Here is an 18,530-nt window from a genome sequence, read left to right as displayed (position 1 = left end):
GCCGATCTGGCGGCGCGGGGTGCCCAGTACGCGCAGCTTGCCCAGGCCCAGGTCGGACAGGATCTGTGCGCCAGCACCATTGCGGCGCCACTGGCTCACGTCCTTGTCCTTGCCCGGTACCACCGGCGCAGGCTGCTGCCGCAGGCGGGCCAGCAGGGCCTCGCCGTCGCGCGGGGCCGACAGCACCACCATCACGCCGGCGCCTTCGGCATCGATCGCGCGCAGGGCATCGGTGGCAGCCACGCCGAAGTCATCGCGGCGCCAGTGCAGCAGGTCGGCCAGCGGGTTTTCCACCTGCACGCGCACCAGGGTCGGGGTGTCCGCATCCGGGGTGCCGCGCACCAGGGCGAAATGCACGTCGTGGGCGATGCGATCGCGGTAGGTGACCAGCTTGAACGGGCCGAACTCGGTCTCAATCTCGCGCTCGTCCACACGCTCGACGGTCTTTTCGGTGGCCAGGCGGTAGGCGATCAGGTCGGCGATGGAGCCCATCTTCAGACCGTGCTCGCGGGCGAACACTTCCAGTTCCGGGCGGCGTGCCATGCTGCCATCCGGGTTCAGGATCTCCACCAGCACGCCGGCCGGTTCCAGCCCGGCCAGCATGGCCATGTCCACGGCCGCCTCGGTGTGGCCGGCGCGGGTCAGCACGCCGCCCGGCTGGGCGATCAGCGGGAAGATATGGCCCGGCTGGTGCAGGTCCGACGGCTTGGCGTTGGGCTTCACCGCGGTGCGGATGGTGTGGGCGCGGTCATGCGCCGAGATGCCGGTGGTGACGCCCTCGGCGGCCTCGATGCTGACCGTGAAGTTGGTCTGGAACTGCGCGGTGTTGGCCTGCACCATCGGCGCCAGGCCAAGATCGGCGGCGCGGGTACGGTTCAGCGGCAGGCACACCAGGCCACGGCCATGGGTGACCATGAAGTTGATGTCGCTGGCCTTGACCAGCTCGGCGGCCATGATCAGGTCGCCTTCGTTCTCGCGGTCTTCGTCATCGACGATGACGACCATGCGGCCCAGGCGGATGTCTTCCAGGATTTCCGGAATCGGGGCGAAATTCATGCTGCATCTCCATGCGGGTGCTGACCGTTGGCCGGCACACTGATCAGGCGCTCCACGTAACGGGCGACCAGGTCGATTTCAAGATTGACCGCGCTGCCCACGCCTGCGGCGGAGAAAGCGGTGTTGGCCACCGTGTGCGGGATCAGGGCGACTTCAAAACCTTCATCGTCCACTTCGTTGACGGTGAGGCTGACGCCGTCCACGCAGATCGAGCCCTTCTTGGCGATGTAGCGGCGCAGCGAGGCCGGCGCGGCGAAACGCCAACGCTGGGCACGCGCGTCTTCGTGGATGGACAGCACCTGGCCGAGGCCGTCGACGTGGCCGCTGACCAGATGGCCGCCGAGGCGGTCGGTCGGGCGCATCGCGCGCTCCAGGTTGATGACCGCACCCTCGCCCAGCTGGCCCAGCGTGGTCAGGCCCAGGGTCTCGGTGGAGGCATCGGCCTGGAAGCTGCTGGCGTCGAATGCGATGACGGTGAGGCAGACGCCGTTGATGGCAATGCTCTCGCCCATCTGCACGTTGTCGAACGGCAGATTCCCGACATTGAAGGTGAAGCGGACATCGCCGCCGATGGATTCGCGTGCGGCCAGACGGCCGACGCCTTCGATGATTCCAGTAAACAAGTAACGTTCTCCGCGAAAAGTGAGCGAAAAACGCCGCAAGGCAAACAGGCGCACGCAGGGCATGAGCCCTGTGGCACCGTCTTCTTTCATCCGGACTATGACCGTCGGCTCCGGCATTGGACCGGATCTGCTGACCCCCGGCCGTGGGCCGGGGCGCTCGCGGGCTCGTGCTTGCGCACCTACCGCCGGTGGGGAATTGCACCCCGCCCTGAAGACGTTTGTGTACCGGCGAACCGGCGTGGCTAGTGTACCAGCCCGTGCTGAACGGGGTCGGATGCCACAGCTGTGACGGCCGTCGCTCGCAATTTGTAAAACTTTCATTAAAATTCTGCCCCGGACGACATGAGGTCGCCACGGGCAGCCCGCTGGGCAGGCCCGCCAAAGGACTGAAATTCACAGGAATTCCCATGCGCAAGATGCTGATCGTGGCCGCCCTGCTGGCCACCGCCCCGCTCTCGGCTTCGGCCGACGCCCTGAGCTACACCTACGTTGAAGGCGGTTGGACGCAGGTCAAAGTTGACGACAACGCACTGGACGACCCGAAGGTCGACGGCGGCTACCTGCGTGGCTCTGTGGCCATCGCCGAACAGGTCTACGTGTTCGGTGGCTGGTCGCGCACCAGCAAGACCTATCACTACAGCGACGGTTCGCTGAAGGTTGAACTGAATCAGCCGGAGCTGGGCATCGGCTACCACATGCCGTGGACCGACCGCGTCGACTTCACCGCCGACATCGCCTGGGTGCGCCAGAACGCTGAGCTGACCGATCGTTATGACGGCTACAGCGACCGCTACAAGGACCACACCAACCTGGCCCGCGCCACCATGGGCATCCGCGGCAAGCCGTCGCGCATGACCGAAGCCTGGGCCAAGGCCGGTTACATGGACGGCGGCAACAACTACAAGGGCACCTGGGTCGGCACCATCGGTGGCCAGATCAACTTCACCAGGACCTGGGGGCTGGTGGGCGAGATCTCCGGCTACCGCGACGTCACCCAGTACTCGGCCGGCGTCCGCGCCAGCTTCTGATCCAGCGATCGCTCCTCGTCGTGCGATCGAACGGGCCCCGCAAGGGGCCCGTTTTTTTGGCCGGCATACACGACCTCGTGACCCCATCGCGCCATCGAAAGTCCACGCAGATGCGCTAGGCTTGCGCGCCTCTGGAACAGGAAAACACCGTCATGAAGACCCCCACCCGTACTCTGCTGGCCAGCATGCTGCTGTGCGCCCCGCTGATCGCCACGGCCGCCCCGGCCACGCTGTCGCCCGAACAGGCGTTCGACCTGTATGCACGCACCCTGCTGGAAGACGACGCGACCGCCACGCGCGCGCTCAACGACGCACTGAAACCGGCATTTGAAGGCCAGGACGCTGTGACCCCGAACCCGGGTGCGCTGGCCAAGGCACTGGCCGAACCCTGGCAGACCGTACTGGCCAGCACCGGCGCCAAGGTAGACGCTGCAGCCACCGAAGCGCTGTATGCCAAAGCGCTGCGTGATTCGAAGTGCCGCGCGACCAAGAGCGTGATCGAAGACAACGAATACGTTGAAGACCAGAAGCTGGCGCGGATCACCTACAGCTGCCAGCTGCCCGACCTGGGCAAGGTGCGCCCGCTGTTCGCCGCCAGCCTCGCATCCGATGCCAGCCCGGCCTCGCGCAAGCAGTTCACCGATGCCTACACCCAGGCGCTGCAGAGTGGCGCGCGCGTGCCGGTCAGCGGCACCTTCACCCTGTACCCGGCCAAGGACAACGGCTACTGGTACAGCGGCAATTTCGATGACCTGGTGGGCACCGTGGCCGGTGCGCTGGCACCGTTCGAGGACTGGATGCAGGATGCGCAGGCGGCCAACGCGCCGAAGGTGACCGGCGTACCGGGCTGCGACCTGCTGCTGCAGCAGCATCGTGCCTGCGTGGCGAAGATCGCACCGGACCAGATCAGCGGCGTGGACGCCATGGCCGAGGAGCTGAAGGCCAAGGCCCAGGTACAGTCGGCCGATGAGATGACGCAGGAGTGCAAGGCACTGCGCCCGATCGCCGAGATGATGTGGACCGACGAGTGCGCGTGAGCCGCGTGTAGAGCCGAGCCCACGCTCGGCTCATTGTCGCCGACGACGAGGGCGGCCGCACTTTCAGAACCGTTGCATGGCCCTGCGTGGCCTGCATGGTCAATGCTGTTGCCCTCTTCCATCGGGGCAACCGCATGAAACACCGCACGACGTCGACCATGGTCATGTTGCTGACGCTGCTGGCGCTGGTGGCGTGCGGGCAAGCCAAAGTTCCCAAGTCCAGGATTACGACCTTCTCGGTCATCCCAGCGGTTGCCTTCGAGTCAACCCTGCTGAGCGACAGGCAGCTGGATGCGTGGATGAGCGAAGACGACGACTGCCACGCGTTCCTGATGTACCACGATCAGTGCGCAGTGCTGGTATTGCCGCATGAGTACGACGACGGGTTTACCCGTCACCAGTTGCGATTGAAGGCGAAGAACCTGCCGGGCGAGGCACTGGGCGCGTACTGCCGCAACCTGCATGCACTGTGGAAGCAGCAATGGAAGGGCCAGTGCCCCGTCGGCGAAGAAGACGACGAGGAAGCCTGACGACAAGGGCATCGCCCCTGCTTCGCGTCATTCCCTCACGGGCGCAGCAGCAGCCTGATGTCCTCACCGACCTGACGCTGGTCCACCACACGCAGGCGGCGCTGCTGGTCCATGGCATCGATGCCGAGGCCGGCCAGCAGCGGGCGACCGGTATCGCCCAGCAGCGTGGGCGCCTGATACAGCAGCAGTTCGTCCACCCAGCCGCCGTGCAGCAAGGCACCGGCCAGCGTCGCGCCGGCTTCGGTATGCACTTCGTTGATGCCGCGTTCGGCCAGCAGTGCCAGCACCGCGCCAAGATCGAGACGGCCGTCAACACTGGGCACGCTGGCGAATTCGGCATCGGCCGCATCCGGTGCACTCACTGCAGCATCGTGCAGGTACAGCGTCGGTGCCCCGCCCTCGCGCACGCGGCTGCACTCCAGTGAGCGCAGGCGCGAATCCAGCACTACGCGCAGTGGCGGCATCACCTCGGCATCAGCCAGGCGCACGGTCAGCATCGGGTCGTCGGCCAGCACGGTTTCGGCGCCGGTCAGGATCGCGCCGGCGCGCGCGCGCCAGTGCTGCACGTCTTCGCGCGCGGCCGGGCCGGTGATCCACTTGGAGCTACCATCGGCCATCGCGGTGCGACCGTCGAGGCTGGCCGCCAGCTTCACCCGCAGCCACGGCCGGTTGCGCTCCACACGCGACAGGAAGCCCTTGTTGAGCTCACGTGCCTGCGTCGCCATCAGCCCTTCAGCGACTTCGATGCCCGCATTGCGCAGCAGATCGAAGCCACCACCATCGACCTTCGGGAACGGATCGCGCATCGCGGCAACGACGCGCGACACACCCGCTTCGATCAAGGCCAGCGCACACGGCGGTGTGCGCCCGTAGTGCGCACAAGGCTCCAGGGTGACGTAGGCGGTGGCACCGCGCGCCTCGCTTCCTGCCTCGCGCAGCGCGAACACTTCGGCGTGCGGTCCACCGGCACGCTGGTGCCAGCCCTGCCCGACCACGCGTTCGCCGTGGGCGATCACGCAGCCGACCATCGGGTTGGGGCGGGTGGTGTAGGCGGCACGCTCGGCCAGACGCAGTGCGTTGGCCATGTGCAGGTGGTCGAGAACGGAGAACGGGGTGGTCATGCGGCCATGGTAGCGCCGTTGGTGGCGGTGTAGATCCACGCCATGCGTGGATGGGCGCCACTGTGCCAACCAAGGTTGGCACCCACCGAAGCAGATATCTGTGCCAACCAAGGTTGGCATCTACCGGGGCGTCAGCCCTTCTTCTTCTTGGTCAGGGCGATCACGTCGCCCAGCAACTGCAGCTGTTCGGTACTGGAGGGCAGGTCGCGCTCAAGCTTCTCGATCTCCTCGCGGAAATCGGCCACGTCCTCGAAGCTGCGATAGACCGACGCGAAGCGTACGTAGCCGACATGGTCGAGCTTGCGCAGTTCGTTCATGACGAACTCGCCGACCTTGATCGAGGGCACTTCGCGCTCGCCGCTGATGCGCAGCTGGTGGACCACGGCGCGTACCGCCGCTTCGATCTTGTCTTCGGCCACCGCACGCTTCTGCAGCGCGCGGTCGAAGCCAGCGCGGACCTTGCGCTGGTCGAATGCTTCACGGGTGCCATCGCTCTTGACGATGGCGGGCAGTTTCAACTCCACCGTTTCCATGGTGCTGAAGCGCTCGCCACAGGCTTCGCATTCACGCCGACGACGGATCGTCGCGCCGTCTTCGGAGACGCGCGAGTCGATGACCCGGGTATCGGCATGTTGGCAGAAGGGGCAGTGCATGGAACGCCTGGCTCAGGAAAGTACCTATTGCCACGGTCATGGCAGCGTCGCAAAGGTACCTGAGAAAGGCCCCCGCAGCAAATGCTGTCTGCGCGGAAGTGCCTGCATTTCGGCCGAACAGAGCCGCCAGCGCGGTCACGGCTGCGCGTTCAACCGGGTGCCGGCGGCGCCGAGGCCGCGCGCGCCCAACGCAGCCACGCCAGATGCCCTGCCATCACCAGCAGCGGCGGGCCGAACCCGAGGAAGGCCAGGGTCGAGATCTCCCCATGCTTGAAGGTGAAGTACAGCGTGGCGCCAACCACGCCCAGCGCGGCCAGGGTCCCCAGCGCCAGGCCGACCCAGGCGACAACCGGCGATTGGCGCAGGCCGCTGACACCGCGCCACAGGAACAGGCCGCTCAGCCACAACCACGACAGCAGGCCGATGATCCCGGCCGACGACCACAGCAGCAGGATCCTGTACTCGTCACCGGTCAGGTACTTGCCATCCCATACGACCATCAGACCCAGCACGGCACCCGTGCCTCCGGCGGCCACCGTGGGCAGGCCCACCAACAGGTCGGCAATGGCCATCCAGCGTTTGTGCAGACGCTCATCCATGCGTTCGGTTTCCTTCCATGGGCCGCGTCATGCGCGGCGTTTGATCCACACCAGCATCGCAGCCGGCACCAGCATCGATGGGCCCAGCAGCAACAGGCTGATGCCCTCGGCGTGCACGGCAATGCCCCACCACAGCGCCAGCCCCAGCGGGGGCAAGGCGGCGAGACCGCCCGCCAGCAGCATCCACCACCAGAGGCGGTGCACGTGCAGCCCGGCACGCCCCTGCAACAGAAAACCCGCGCTCAGCCACAACCAGGCCAGGCAGCCGGCAATGCCGGCCAGGCCCCACAGCGGCATCACCGTCACCGAGGCCAGCGTGCCATGGCCGAACTGGCCCAGCCCCATCAGCAGCAGCATCGTCGCCGCCGCGCCGCCCATCGCCAGGCTGGGCAGGCCGAACAGCACCGCCAGCGCGGTGTACAGGTACTTGAGGTGGCGCTCATCCATGCGCGGTTGCTCCGATACCGGGGTCAGAGCCCTTCCCTGCGGGAAGGGATCCGACCCCTGCTTCGATCCGGGCTTCGGGGTCGGATCCCTTTCCGTCAGGAAAGGGCTCTGACCCCTGCTGCGATCAGCCGTAGACCGGGTACTTGCGGCACTGCGCGCTGACGGCGTCGCGCACGCGGGAGATGACGGCGTCATCGTTCGGTGCGTCGAGCACGTCGGCGATCCAGTTGGCCAGATCCACGCAGTCCTGTTCGACGTAACCACGGGTGGTCACCGCCGGAGTACCCAGGCGCAGGCCCGAGGTCACGAACGGCGAACGCGGATCGTTCGGCACCGAGTTCTTGTTGACGGTGATGTGGGCCTTGCCCAGCGCGGCTTCCGCGTCCTTGCCGGACACGTCCTTGCCGATCATGTCGACCAGCATCAGGTGGTTCTGGGTGCCGCCGGAGACGATCTTGTAGCCGCGCGCGATCAGCGTGTTGGCCATCGCCTGGGCGTTCTTCACCACCTGCTGCTGGTAGGCCTTGAAGCCCGGTTCCAGCGCTTCCTTGAAGGCCACGGCCTTGCCGGCGATGACGTGCATCAGCGGACCGCCCTGGATGCCCGGGAACACGATCGACTGCAGCTTCTTGACCAGGTCTTCGTCGGCGCCCTTGGCGACGATGATGCCGCCACGCGGGCCGCGCAGGGTCTTGTGGGTGGTCGAGGTGACCACGTGCGCGTGTTCCAGCGGGCTGGGATAGACGCCAGCAGCAACCAGGCCGGCGACGTGGGCCATGTCGACGAACAGGTAGGCACCGACCTTGTCGGCGATGGCGCGGAAGCGCGCCCAGTCGATCACCTGCGAGTAGGCCGAGAAGCCGGCCACGACCATCTTCGGCTTGTGCTCCAGGGCCAGGCGCTCGACTTCGTCGTAATCGATCAGGCCCTGGTCGTTCACACCGTACTGCACGGCGTTGAACAGCTTGCCCGAGGCGTTGACCTTGGCACCGTGGGTGAGGTGGCCGCCGTGGGCCAGGCTCATGCCGAGGATGGTGTCACCCGGCTGCAGCAGGGCGAAGTACACGGCCTGGTTGGCCTGCGAGCCGCTGTGCGGCTGCACGTTGGCGTAGTCGGCGCCGAACAGCTGCTTCAGGCGGTCGATCGCCAGCTGCTCGGCGATGTCCACGTACTCGCAACCACCGTAGTAGCGCTTGCCCGGGTAGCCTTCGGCGTACTTGTTGGTCAGCTGGCTGCCCTGGGCTTCCATCACCGCCGGGCTGGTGTAGTTCTCGCTGGCGATCAGCTCGACGTGGTCTTCCTGGCGCTGGGTTTCAGCGGCGATGGCCTTGGCCAGTTCGGGATCGTAGGATTCGATGCGGACGTCACGCGGGAACATCGGGTACTCCAGCAGGCAGGGAAAAGGGGTACGGCTCAGCCCCCGATTGTAGCCCTGCACCGGGCCTGCCGGGGCCGAAACGGACGAGGCCGGCATCCCCGAAGGAATCCGGCCCCGTATGGTTTCGAGTGCGCTGTACCGGCGTACCGGTAGATCCACGCCATGCGTGGAGGTGGCTGCGGACTCAGCGGCTGCTGAGCACGTACTGGGCGATCACACCGGTGGCGATGGCCACCAGCAGCATGTTGCCGCGGTCATCGCGGATCCAGTGGTGGCCATACGGCGGGCGACGCAGGTGATAGCGCGGGTAGTCGTTCACCACATAGATCGGGCCACGGTAGTAGTCGCGGTAGCGATGGCCGACCTTCCAGCCGTAGCCCGGGCCATAGGCCGGACGGTACACCACACGCGGCGGTGCCGGGCGGTAGTAGCGGTCATGGTCGCGGTGCCACTCGCGGCGATCCTGGCGGTAGTCGCGCCGGGCCTCGCGGCGGTCGCGCTCCCAGTCACGGCGATCCTGGCGCCACTCGCGGCGGTCCTCGCGCCACTCGCGGCGATCATGGTCGCGGCGGTGGTCGTTGTCGGCGAAGGCCGGGGCCACGGCGCCGAGCGCCAGCACAGAGGCCACGGCGCCGGCCATTACTCGATTGATGCGCATGTCAGACCTCTGCTCGGGTGGGTGGTGAACCCATATTGCGCACCCGATCTGAACCGTTTCCGGCTGGAAACGCTTCCCGCAACAGGACTGTGACCGGGTATTCAGGCCGCGGCCAGCCCGACGCCCCTGCCCGGGCGCGGCCCGGAACCGGTTCCGGCTATAATTGGCGGTATTCCATTTCAGTCTGTGCCCGCTGCCGCAACGGGATGTTCCCGTGACGGGTCGGGCGCAGGGCCGCGCCTACGGAGACCGCATGTCCTCGCAATACATCTACACCATGAACCGCGTGTCCAAGGTGGTCCCGCCCAAGCGGCAGATCATCAAGGACATCTCGCTGTCCTTCTTCCCGGGCGCGAAGATCGGCCTGCTGGGCCTGAACGGCGCCGGCAAGTCCACCGTGCTGAAGATCATGGCCGGCGTGGACACCGATTTCGAGGGCGAAGCCCGCCCGCAGCCGGGCATCAAGGTCGGCTACCTGGCGCAGGAACCGGAACTGGACCCGACCAAGACCGTGCGTGAAGCGGTCGAGGAAGGCGTGGGCGAAGTGCTGCAGGCCCAGGCCGCGCTGGACGCGGTGTACCTGGCCTACGCCGAGGAAGGCGCCGACTTCGACGCGCTGGCCAAGGAACAGGAGCGTCTGGAGGCGATCCTGGCCGCTGGCGACGCGCACACCCTGGAGAACCAGCTGGACGTGGCCGCCGATGCGCTGCGCCTGCCGCCGTGGGATGCCGTGGTCGGCAAGCTGTCCGGTGGTGAAAAGCGCCGCGTAGCGCTGTGCCGCCTGCTGCTGCAGAAGCCGGACATGCTGCTGCTCGACGAACCGACCAACCACCTCGACGCCGAGTCGGTGGAATGGCTGGAACAGTTCCTGGCGCGCTACACCGGCACCGTGGTGGCGGTCACCCACGATCGCTACTTCCTGGACAACGCCGCCGAGTGGATCCTGGAACTGGACCGCGGCCGCGGCATTCCGTGGAAGGGCAACTACACCGACTGGCTGACCCAGAAGGATGAACGCCTGAAGCAGGAAGACAACCAGGAAAAGGCTCGCCAGAAGGCGATCCAGAAGGAACTGGAGTGGTCGCGCCAGAACGCCAAGGGCGGCCGCACCAAGGGCAAGGCCCGTCTGGCCCGCCTGGAAGAGCTGCAGTCGGTCGATTACCAGAAGCGCAACGAGACCAATGAAATCTTCATCCCGCCGGGCGAGCGCCTGGGCAATGCGGTGATGGAGTTCAAGAACGTCTCCAAGAAGTTCGGCGACCGCCTGCTGTTCGACAACCTGAGCTTCCTGGTGCCGGCCGGCGCCATCGTCGGCATCATCGGCCCGAACGGTGCCGGTAAGTCGACCCTGTTCAAGATGATCACCGGCCAGGAAAAGCCGGATACCGGCGAGATCGTGGTCGGCCCGACCGTGAAGCTGTCCTACGTGGACCAGAGCCGCGACGCGCTGGAAGGCAACCACAACGTCTTCCAGGAAATCGCTGGCGGCCTGGACATCCTCAACATCAACGGCATCGAGATCCAGTCGCGCGCCTACATCGGCCGCTTCAACTTCAAGGGCCAGGACCAGCAGAAGATGGTTGGTTCGCTGTCCGGTGGTGAGCGTGGCCGCCTGCACATGGCCAAGACCCTGCTGCAGGGTGGCAACGTGCTGCTGCTCGACGAACCGTCCAACGATCTGGACATCGAAACCCTGCGTGCGCTGGAAGATGCGCTGCTGGAGTTCCCGGGCAACACCTTCGTCATTTCGCATGACCGCTGGTTCCTGGATCGCATCGCGACCCACATTCTGGCGTTCGAAGGCGACTCGCACGTGGAGTTCTTCCAGGGCAACTACCGCGAGTACGAAGAAGACAAGCGCCGCCGCATGGGCGACGACGCTGCGCCGAAGCGCCTGCGCTTCAAGGCGCTGAAGTAAGGCAACAGGAAAGGCCGCGCTCGCGCGGCCTTTCTCCTTTTGCAATGTGTACCGACCATGCATGCCGGCCAGCGGCCGGCATCTACCCATGAGCGACCCCATGTCCCTGTTCGAGCGCCTGTTCCAGCTGCAACAGCACGGCACCACCGTGCGCACCGAGCTGCTGGCCGGTGTCACCACCTTCCTGACGATGTCCTACATCGTCTTCGTCAATCCCGAGATCCTCGGCACCACCGGCATGGATGCGGGCGCGGTGTTCGTGGCCACCTGCCTGGCCGCTGCACTGGGTTCGGCGGTGATGGCGCTGGCCGCCAACTTCCCGGTCGGCATGGCGCCCGGCATGGGCCTGAACGCGTTCTTCGCCTTCACCGTGGTCGGCGCTGCCGGCCTGCCGTGGCAGCAGGCACTGGGAGCGGTGTTCATCTCCGGCCTGGTGTTCCTGGTGCTGTCGCTGACCGGTGTGCGTGCATGGCTGGTGTCGGGCATTCCTTCGTCGCTGCGCTCGGCCATCGTGGCCGGCATCGGCCTGTTCCTGGCGATCATCGCGCTGCAGAAGTCCGGCGTGATCGTCGGCAATGAAGACACGCTGGTGGCGCTGGGCCCGTTGAACACGGCGCCGCCGCTGCTGGCGCTGGCCGGTTTCCTGCTGATCGCGGTGCTGGAAGCGCGTCGCATCCGTGGCGCGATCCTGATCGGCATCCTGGCGGTGACCGGCGCCGGCTGGGCGCTGGGCGACGTGCAGTACCAGGGTCTGGTCTCGCTGCCGCCGAGCCTGGCACCCACCTTCCTGCAGCTGGACCTGCCGGGCCTGCTGCACCATGACGGCGGTGCGCCGATCGCGGTGCTGCTGCAGGTGGTGCTGGTGTTCGTGCTGGTGGAAGTGTTCGATGCCACCGGCACCCTGTATGGCGTGGTCGGCCGCGCCGGCCTGCTGAAACTTCCGGGCGCGCAGAAGCGCTTCGGCCGTGCGCTGCTGGCCGACAGCACGGCGATCGTGGCCGGCTCGATGCTCGGTACCAGCAGTACCACCGCGTTTGCCGAAAGCGCCTCGGGCGTGCAGGTAGGTGGCCGTACCGGCCTGACCGCACTGGTGGTATCGGCACTGTTCCTGGCCGCGCTGCTGTTCTCGCCGCTGGCGGCGATGGTGCCCAGCTATGCCACTGCGCCAGCACTGCTGTTCGTGGCCGGGCTGATGCTGCGTGAGCTGGTGGAAGTGGACTGGAGCGACCTGACCGAATCGGTGCCGGCCGCGCTGTGTGCGCTGGCGATGCCGTTCACCTACTCCATCGCCAATGGCCTGGCGTTCGGCTTCATCGCCTATGCCGCACTGAAGGCCGGTACCGGGCGCTGGCGCGAAGTGCATCCGGCGGTGTGGCTGGTGGCGGTGCTGTTCACCCTGCGCTATGCGTTGGAATAAGCGGTAGGTGATGCCGGCCAGCGGCCGGCACTACCGGGCGGTGGTTCACCTGCCGCGCACGGTGCTCTGGGATGATGCGGGCATGGTTCGGCCTGACCTTCCCGCGGATCCGTCTTCGCCGTTGCGCCGCCGGTTGCTGCGCGCGGCAGTGCTGGCACCGCTCGCCGGCACGCTCGCCACCCTGCCCGGCTGCTCGTTGCCGGTGCAGGTCGATGGCACGTTCCTGCAGCCGTGGCTCAGCCACCTGCAGTGGGGCCTGGCCGACTGGCAGCGATCCTTGAAGCTTGCACGTACGCTGGGCTGCCGGCAGCTGGTGCTGCAGTGGACCGGCATCATCGGTGGCAGCGACGGCGACTGGTCACTGCCGGACAGCAGCCTGCAGCAGCTGTTCACCGCCGCCAGCGAGAACGACATCCGCATCCGCGTCGGCCTGCCATTCCAGCAACGCTGGTGGCAGGCCATTGGTGCCGACGATGCCACGCTGCAGGCCTTCCTGGCCGACAGCCTGGCGCACGCACGCCAGTGGTTGGCACAGGCGCCCTGGGCGCAGCAACCCGCCTTCGGGGGCTGGTACCTGCCCTACGAACTGGAGCAGTAGCACTGGGCCGATCCGGCACGCCAGCAGTGGCTGGCACAGTGGCTGCACGGGCTGGTGCAGGCCGCCAGCGCACGCGGTGGCGACTGCGCGATGTCCTGCTACTTCAGCCGCCTGCAGACCGATGGCAACCTGGTCACGCTGTGGCAGGCGGTGTTGGCACAGACCGCGCTGCGGCCAATGGTGCAGGACGGCGTGGGGGTGGCCGGCGCCGGCAACGTGCAGCAGCTGCAACCGCTGCTCGATCATCTCCATGCCAACGGCATCGGTTTCGATGCGATCGTTGAACTGTTCCGCGAACTGCCCGGCGGCCCCGCCGACGGCAGCGGATTCAAGGGCGAAACGGCCGATGCCGCACGCATCCAGCGGCAGTTGGCATGGGCACGCGACAGCGGCGCACAGCACGTGCTGGTCTATGCATTGGAGCCATGGCTGACCCAGGACACGCCGCAGGCCGCGGCGCTGCGGCGACGCTGGGGCCTGCCTCAGTAGTAGAGGATGGCGGTGGCGAACAGGCCCTTGGCACGCTGCGTATCACCACCGCCGATGGCGATGCGGTACTGCACGGTCAGGTCCAGGTAGGAACGCGGCGTGTTGTAGTGGTCCTCGCGGAACCAGTAACGCACGCCCACGCCTGGCCCTGCGCCAAGTGACCAGCTGCGCTGCGTATCGTTGAGCGCGAACGACTGCGCCGGGAACAGCGGGTAACGGATGTCGCGCACGCGCGAGCGCTGGTCCAGCCAATCGGCGCCAACCACGACATAGGGTGTGACCACCCAGTGCGTCTGCCCGGCACCGAAACGGAAGCTGCGCCCGGCGCGCAGTTCACCGGCAACGAACCACTGTTCGCGATGCAGGCGCCCGTTGGCGTCGCCGATCCGCCGCACCGGCGTGCCGTTGGCATCGAGCGCGTCGAGGGTGAAGGTGGCACCGTTGTCGTCCCAGGTATATCCCCCCTGCGCATAGCCACTGACCATCCACCACTGGTTCACATCGGTGCGCAGATCGGTGCCGTGGTAATAGCCGTAGGTCAGGTAGGACATCCATCCACCGGAACCGCTGGCCAAGCGGTAGCGCGCCAGCGTGCTGGCTTCCAGTGGCCGGTTCAGGGCCAGCTGCAGGCGGCACTGCACCGCTGCCGATGCGGGGTAGACCTCGCCCTGGCGGGTGGCACTGCCCAGGAACTGGCGGCGCTCGATGCCGGCGCTCAAACCGGTCTGGCCAAACGCGTAGCGCAGGCCGAACGAGGCGATGGTGGACGGCCAGCCGGTGGTCGAGCGCGAATGACTGAGGCGCTCGGCGCGTGCACGCGCATCCGGCGTTGATTCGCCGGTGCACGGATCCACCGCACGGATCGACTCGTAGGTGCCACCCTCGTCGTACAGCGTGTTGAGCAGGCGTGCGTAGAGCTCCAGCGTGCCATGCTGGTCATTGAACGCTGGTGGCCGCCAGAACGCTTCCAGCGTACTGAACACCGAATCGCCGGGCGTACTGATCGCCGCACCGCCGACATTGGTTGCGGCCTGGCGCGCACCCCGGAAACCCGCCGAGGCGACCACGCCCCACTCGCGTGAATAGTTGGCGATGGCATTGCGCACGTTGTAGCGCTGATGCTCATCCAGCGGCAGCTCACCGACGTCGGCGCGGTCGATGGCGCTACGCAGCAGTGACACCGCCTGTGGATGATCGCCGTTGGCTGCGCTGGCGTAGGCCTGGTCCAGCACCACGCTTTTCGGTGCCTTGCCGGTGGCCTCGGCGGCACGGAAGTCGGCCAGTGCCTGCGCAGGTTCGTGCGCCTTCTGGTTGAGGTAGCCGCGCTGCATCAGCGCCTCCGCATCGTCAGGACGCTGTGCCAGTGCCGCATCCAGGCGCTGCCGTGCTTCGTCCTGCTGGGCGCGGTTGCCCGCTGCCAGCGTGGTGGTCAGCAGGGCTTGCAGGTTCGCGTCGTCCGGTGCGAGTTGCACGGCCTGCCGCGCCTCAACGATGGCATCGGCGTAGTCCTCGCGCGCGTAGGCAGCATAGGCACGCTGTGCGGCACCGCCGTCGCCCTGCAGGTCGGCCGGCATCAACTCGCAGACATTGCCTGTGTCGCCCGACTGGCAGTGCTGGAACGGCGCCGGATAGGTCTGCGCGCTCATACGCGGAAGCTCGCGACTGGAGCGGATCGCCCGGCTGCGTTGCTCGATGCCCTGCTGCAGAAGCTGCCGTGTCCGTGCATCGCCTTCAGCTGGCGGTACCGCCGCCTGCAACGGTGCCAGCAGTGCAGCAGCGCGTACCCGATCACCTGCGGCCAGTGCCGCATCTACCGCCAGCAGTCGCACGTTGCGCTGCTGCGCGGTTGATCCCGGCGTGGCAAGCGCGGCGTCGAAATCTTCATTGGCCCGCAACATGCTGCCCTGGCGCTGGCGCAGGTAGCCGCGCATCACCCGTGCATTGAGATCCTGGCCGTCGGCCTGCAACGCCTGATCAGCACTGTGCTCAGCGTCGGCCAGCTGATCGCCCTGCAGCTGCGCGGTGATCAATAGCAGCCGGTATGAAGCCACGTCGGGGGCCAGTTCCACGGCAGCGTGTGCATGCTCAATGGCGGCGGCATCCTCGCCTGCGGACAGCGATTGATAGGCCTGCTGGGCCTGCAGCAGGGCGCGTTGGCGACCCAATGCCACGCGCCGCGTGCGCAGCGCCTCGGCATTCGGTGCGCCCAACTGCAGCGCGGTGCCGATGGCGGCGTCGGCCTGTTCGGGCTGTTGCTGTGCCTCCAGTGCTGCCACCCATAGCAGGGCCCATGCGCCCTGTTTCGGCTGCTTCCGGAACGCCTGCTCGGCCTTGCTGGCCGCCTCTCCCATCCGCCCGGCGTCATAGGCCGCGTACGCCTCGGTGGCCAGCGCGTAGGCCTGCTGCCTGCTGCGGTCTGCGGCGCTGCCGACCGGACGAGATGGGGATGTCGTGCGCGCACCTTCGCCTCCGGTTGCCGCGCTACGTGCAGCGGTGGCAGCCGCCAGCGCCGGCAAGGCCGGATCTTTCATCCCCGCGTCCAGCGCACGCCGCGCCTGCTGCTGCGCTTCTGCACCACGCCCGAGTTTCTGCAGCGCATAGATCTGCAGCAGGCGCAGCCGCACCACGTCCGGGCGCAGCCGGATCGCTTCAGTGGACTGCTGGTACGCCGCTCGGTAGTCACCACGCTCATAGGCGGCAAACGCCTGTTCGGCGATACGGTAGGCAGCTCCAGACAATGGCAGCTGCGCATCGGCCTGGGCCTGTACCGATACGCTGGCCGTGGCCAACGCCACGGCAATGACGGTGGACAGCAGCGTGGTCTTCATGCCGGCAAGGCTCCGGGAGGCGGTGACTGCAGCGTGGCCGCACGCCGGCGCTGTTCCTGCATGGCCTGGGCCACGGCCTCCTCGGTGGTGATGCCCTGCTTGACCAGGTAATCGCCGATGCGGCCGTCGCGCTGCGGCATGTAGTCATCCAGTGCGATCTCGAAGCGCGCGTGATCGATCAGGCGCATCTCCACCAGCAGGTCACCCAGCAAGGGCACGTTGTCCAGGTGCCACTGCCGGTCGCCGCCGATCAGGCGCAGGCCCGCGTTGATTTCGCTTTCGCGGGCGATGCTCTGTTCGACGTGCTCGCTGCGGGTTTCCTGCTTCAGCAGTGCCAACGCCTCTTCGGGCAATGGGCTGGCCACGGCCAGCCGCAGGGTACCTTCCTGACGCGGCGGCAGCGGCAGCATCCGCCATTGCACGCAGGCATCGGCACTGACCGGGAACTGGCAGGCACGCAGGTAATCCACGTCGATCACCGCGCGTGGCAGGTCGCCCTGGAAGGCGATCGCCTCGGCCAGCGTTTCATCATCCAGCCAGCCCTGGGTGAGCAGGATGCGGCCCAACGGCTGCTGGCGGCCTGCCTGCTGCTGATCCAGCGCCTGCTGCAGGCGTTCGGGTTCCACCGCCTGCCAGGTGGTCAACAGCTCACCGAGCTGCTTGCGGGTCTGCACCAGCTGCGCCGCATCCGGGAAGTCGTGCATGGTCTTGTCCCAGACCATGCGCTTGCCGAACAGCAGGTAGGCCAGGAACACCTTCCACGCGCGTGCGGTGGCCATGAAATTGATCATGTTGCCAACCACCATGCGCGGGATCGACATCAGCGCATGCTCCCAGCCATACAGCCGGTTGACGAAGTAGAAGCGCTGCACGACCCGGGTCGCCAACGCCGCCGTGGTCAGAAGCGCCACGTTCATCTGCCAGGTACCGGCCTGGAACACGCTGGGAAACTGCATCGTCCACAGCCCGGTCATCTTCAACAGCCAGAACAGCAGCAGCTGCAGGAAGATGACGTAGGCGATGATGCTGACGAACGAGGTGATGATGCCCTTGCGGTCGCGCGCCAGCAGGTACTTGGTGGCCAGCGAGCCGCGCCAGCCCAGCGACTCCCAGCTCTGCAGGCCGATGCCCAGCACCCACCGCGCCTTCTGCCGGTACGATGCGCGGAAGTTGTCGGGGAAGTACTCGCGCACGCACAGCGCCATCTGCTGGGTGCGCTCGCGTACCGGGCCCCAGCCGAACCATGACGGGCGACGCACGCGGAACTGCACCGGGAAGCGCGCGAAGATCGACTGCATCCCCATCGCCGCCAGCCGCGCACCGACGTCGTAGTCCTCGGTGAGGCTGTCGGTGTTGAAGGGCTGGTTGTCGGTCTGCGCGCTCAGTGCCAGCAGCGCGCGCCGCGAGAAGCAGGTGCCGACGCCCGCCGACGGCACCATGCCGGAAACACTTTCGCGCACAACCAGATCCTTGGCATGCCATTCGGCGAACTCGTCCATGTAGACGCCGGCCACCAGTTCGTACCACTCGCGGTCCAGCGAGGTGACCGGCAACTGGATCATGTCCTTGCGCGGCAGCAGGTAGTTGTAGAAGCGCAGTTCCATCGGGTGCAGCACGTCCTCGCTGTCGTGCAGGATCACCCCGGCGAACTCGATGTCGTGGCGTTTCTCGTAATCGAAGATGGCCAGGATCAGCCAGTTCAGGCAGTCGGCCTTGCTGGTCGGCCCGTCATGCGGCACTTCCACGCGGCGCAGGCGCTTGTAGCGGCGGCGCATGCGCTCCACTTCGTCGATGGTCTGCTGGTCGTTGGGATAGGTGCCGACGAACACCACGTACTCGCGGTAGTCGAGTACGTTGATCATGTTCTCCACCATCTGCGCGATGACGTCGTACTCCATCCACGCCGGCACCATGATCGCCAGCGGCTGTTGCGGCCGCTGCAGCAGGTCTTCCTGGGTCAGTGGCCGGTACGCCTCGCGACGCTTGATGGTGAGCGCCCGCCAGCTCTCGCGCACCCAGTACCAGACATCGATGAACAGGTCATCGAGGCTGGAGATCAGGATCAGCACGGCCACCGCCGCCGCCGTGGTTTCCAGGGCAGCGTAGTAGTTGGCCAGCTGGATGTTCCAGAACAGACCGTCCACGGTGGA

General features: G+C 66.8%; 15 protein-coding genes, 1 pseudogene and 1 riboswitch. Of the genes and pseudogenes, 6 read left to right on the top strand and 10 right to left on the bottom strand.

From position 1 onward, the window contains the following. The coding region (gene ribB, locus N7573_RS14435) for a 3,4-dihydroxy-2-butanone-4-phosphate synthase (protein ID WP_279943200.1) at window positions 1-1,056 on the bottom strand (1,056 nt) is incomplete at its 3' end. Further along, complete coding sequence (locus N7573_RS14430) at window positions 1,053-1,679, bottom strand: riboflavin synthase (protein WP_065722764.1); 627 nt, start codon at window positions 1,677-1,679, stop codon at window positions 1,053-1,055. The genes N7573_RS14430 and ribB, both read right to left, overlap by 4 nt. Window positions 1,680-1,753: 74 nt before the next feature. Further along, window positions 1,754-1,899: riboswitch (FMN riboswitch) on the bottom strand. Window positions 1,900-2,086: 187 nt separating this feature from the next. Here N7573_RS14430 and N7573_RS14425 point away from each other — a divergent pair. The 3 genes from N7573_RS14425 to N7573_RS14415 all read left to right on the top strand — a co-directional run bounded on the left by N7573_RS14425 (window position 2,087) and on the right by N7573_RS14415 (window position 4,274). Further along, window positions 2,087-2,707: a hypothetical protein gene (locus N7573_RS14425; RefSeq protein WP_121504866.1), complete on the top strand. Its 621-nt coding sequence runs from the start codon at window positions 2,087-2,089 to the stop codon at window positions 2,705-2,707. A 152-nt stretch (window positions 2,708-2,859) separates the two neighbouring features. Continuing rightward, window positions 2,860-3,744, top strand: a complete 885-nt coding sequence (locus N7573_RS14420) for a hypothetical protein (RefSeq protein WP_032128043.1) — start codon at window positions 2,860-2,862, stop codon at window positions 3,742-3,744. A gap of 158 nt (window positions 3,745-3,902) precedes the next feature. Next, window positions 3,903-4,274, top strand: a complete 372-nt coding sequence (locus N7573_RS14415; protein WP_279912446.1) for a hypothetical protein — start codon at window positions 3,903-3,905, stop codon at window positions 4,272-4,274. Window positions 4,275-4,309: 35 nt separating this feature from the next. On the opposite strand, the gene ribD is transcribed toward N7573_RS14415, so the two are convergent. The 6 genes from ribD to N7573_RS14385 form a co-directional block, all read right to left on the bottom strand. Then, window positions 4,310-5,395 carry a bifunctional diaminohydroxyphosphoribosylaminopyrimidine deaminase/5-amino-6-(5-phosphoribosylamino)uracil reductase RibD gene (gene ribD / locus N7573_RS14410; RefSeq protein ID WP_279912445.1) on the bottom strand — a complete coding sequence of 362 codons (1,086 nt, stop codon included), beginning with the start codon at window positions 5,393-5,395 and terminating at the stop codon, window positions 4,310-4,312. A gap of 131 nt (window positions 5,396-5,526) precedes the next feature. Further along, the gene (nrdR, locus tag N7573_RS14405; protein ID WP_004143350.1) at window positions 5,527-6,048 is read right to left on the bottom strand and encodes a transcriptional regulator NrdR; all 522 of its coding nucleotides are present in this window, start codon (window positions 6,046-6,048) and stop codon (window positions 5,527-5,529) included. Window positions 6,049-6,197: 149 nt separating this feature from the next. Continuing rightward, the gene (locus tag N7573_RS14400) at window positions 6,198-6,647 is read right to left on the bottom strand and encodes a hypothetical protein (RefSeq protein ID WP_279912444.1); all 450 of its coding nucleotides are present in this window, start codon (window positions 6,645-6,647) and stop codon (window positions 6,198-6,200) included. Window positions 6,648-6,674: 27 nt separating this feature from the next. Then, window positions 6,675-7,094: a hypothetical protein gene (locus tag N7573_RS14395; RefSeq protein ID WP_279912443.1), complete on the bottom strand. Its 420-nt coding sequence runs from the start codon at window positions 7,092-7,094 to the stop codon at window positions 6,675-6,677. 124 nt (window positions 7,095-7,218) lie between these two features. After that, on the bottom strand, window positions 7,219-8,472 hold the full coding sequence (gene glyA, locus N7573_RS14390; protein WP_279912442.1) for a serine hydroxymethyltransferase: 1,254 nt from the start codon (window positions 8,470-8,472) through the stop codon (window positions 7,219-7,221). A gap of 184 nt (window positions 8,473-8,656) precedes the next feature. Continuing rightward, complete coding sequence (locus N7573_RS14385) at window positions 8,657-9,130, bottom strand: RcnB family protein (RefSeq protein WP_154262284.1); 474 nt, start codon at window positions 9,128-9,130, stop codon at window positions 8,657-8,659. A 253-nt stretch (window positions 9,131-9,383) separates the two neighbouring features. On the opposite strand from N7573_RS14385, the gene ettA reads away from it, so the two are divergent. The 3 genes and pseudogenes from ettA to N7573_RS14370 all read left to right on the top strand — a co-directional run bounded on the left by ettA (window position 9,384) and on the right by N7573_RS14370 (window position 13,552). Further along, window positions 9,384-11,048 (top strand): energy-dependent translational throttle protein EttA, encoded by a 1,665-nt coding sequence (ettA, locus tag N7573_RS14380; RefSeq protein ID WP_005412220.1) that lies wholly within the window; start codon window positions 9,384-9,386, stop codon window positions 11,046-11,048. Window positions 11,049-11,148: 100 nt separating this feature from the next. After that, window positions 11,149-12,465: an NCS2 family permease gene (locus N7573_RS14375; protein WP_005408048.1), complete on the top strand. Its 1,317-nt coding sequence runs from the start codon at window positions 11,149-11,151 to the stop codon at window positions 12,463-12,465. Between the two features lie 82 nt (window positions 12,466-12,547). Further along, window positions 12,548-13,552, top strand: a pseudogene (locus tag N7573_RS14370) (DUF4434 domain-containing protein). On the opposite strand, the gene N7573_RS14365 reads toward N7573_RS14370, so the two are convergent. Both N7573_RS14365 and N7573_RS14360 read right to left on the bottom strand, forming a co-directional pair. Then, window positions 13,546-16,380, bottom strand: coding sequence for a hypothetical protein (locus N7573_RS14365; RefSeq protein ID WP_279912440.1), 2,835 nt, complete (start codon window positions 16,378-16,380; stop codon window positions 13,546-13,548). The pseudogene N7573_RS14370 and the gene N7573_RS14365 overlap by 7 nt on opposite strands. Further along, entirely contained in the window at window positions 16,377-18,524 is a 2,148-nt protein-coding gene (locus N7573_RS14360) for a glycosyl transferase family protein (RefSeq protein ID WP_279912439.1), read from the bottom strand. The genes N7573_RS14365 and N7573_RS14360 overlap by 4 nt, the downstream gene beginning before the upstream one ends. Window positions 18,525-18,530: the final 6 nt, after the last annotated feature.

The organism is Stenotrophomonas sp. GD04054, assembly GCF_029836955.1.
GTDB classification, from domain to species: domain Bacteria; phylum Pseudomonadota; class Gammaproteobacteria; order Xanthomonadales; family Xanthomonadaceae; genus Stenotrophomonas; species Stenotrophomonas maltophilia_A.
This window is presented reverse-complemented; position numbering and strand designations above follow the sequence as displayed.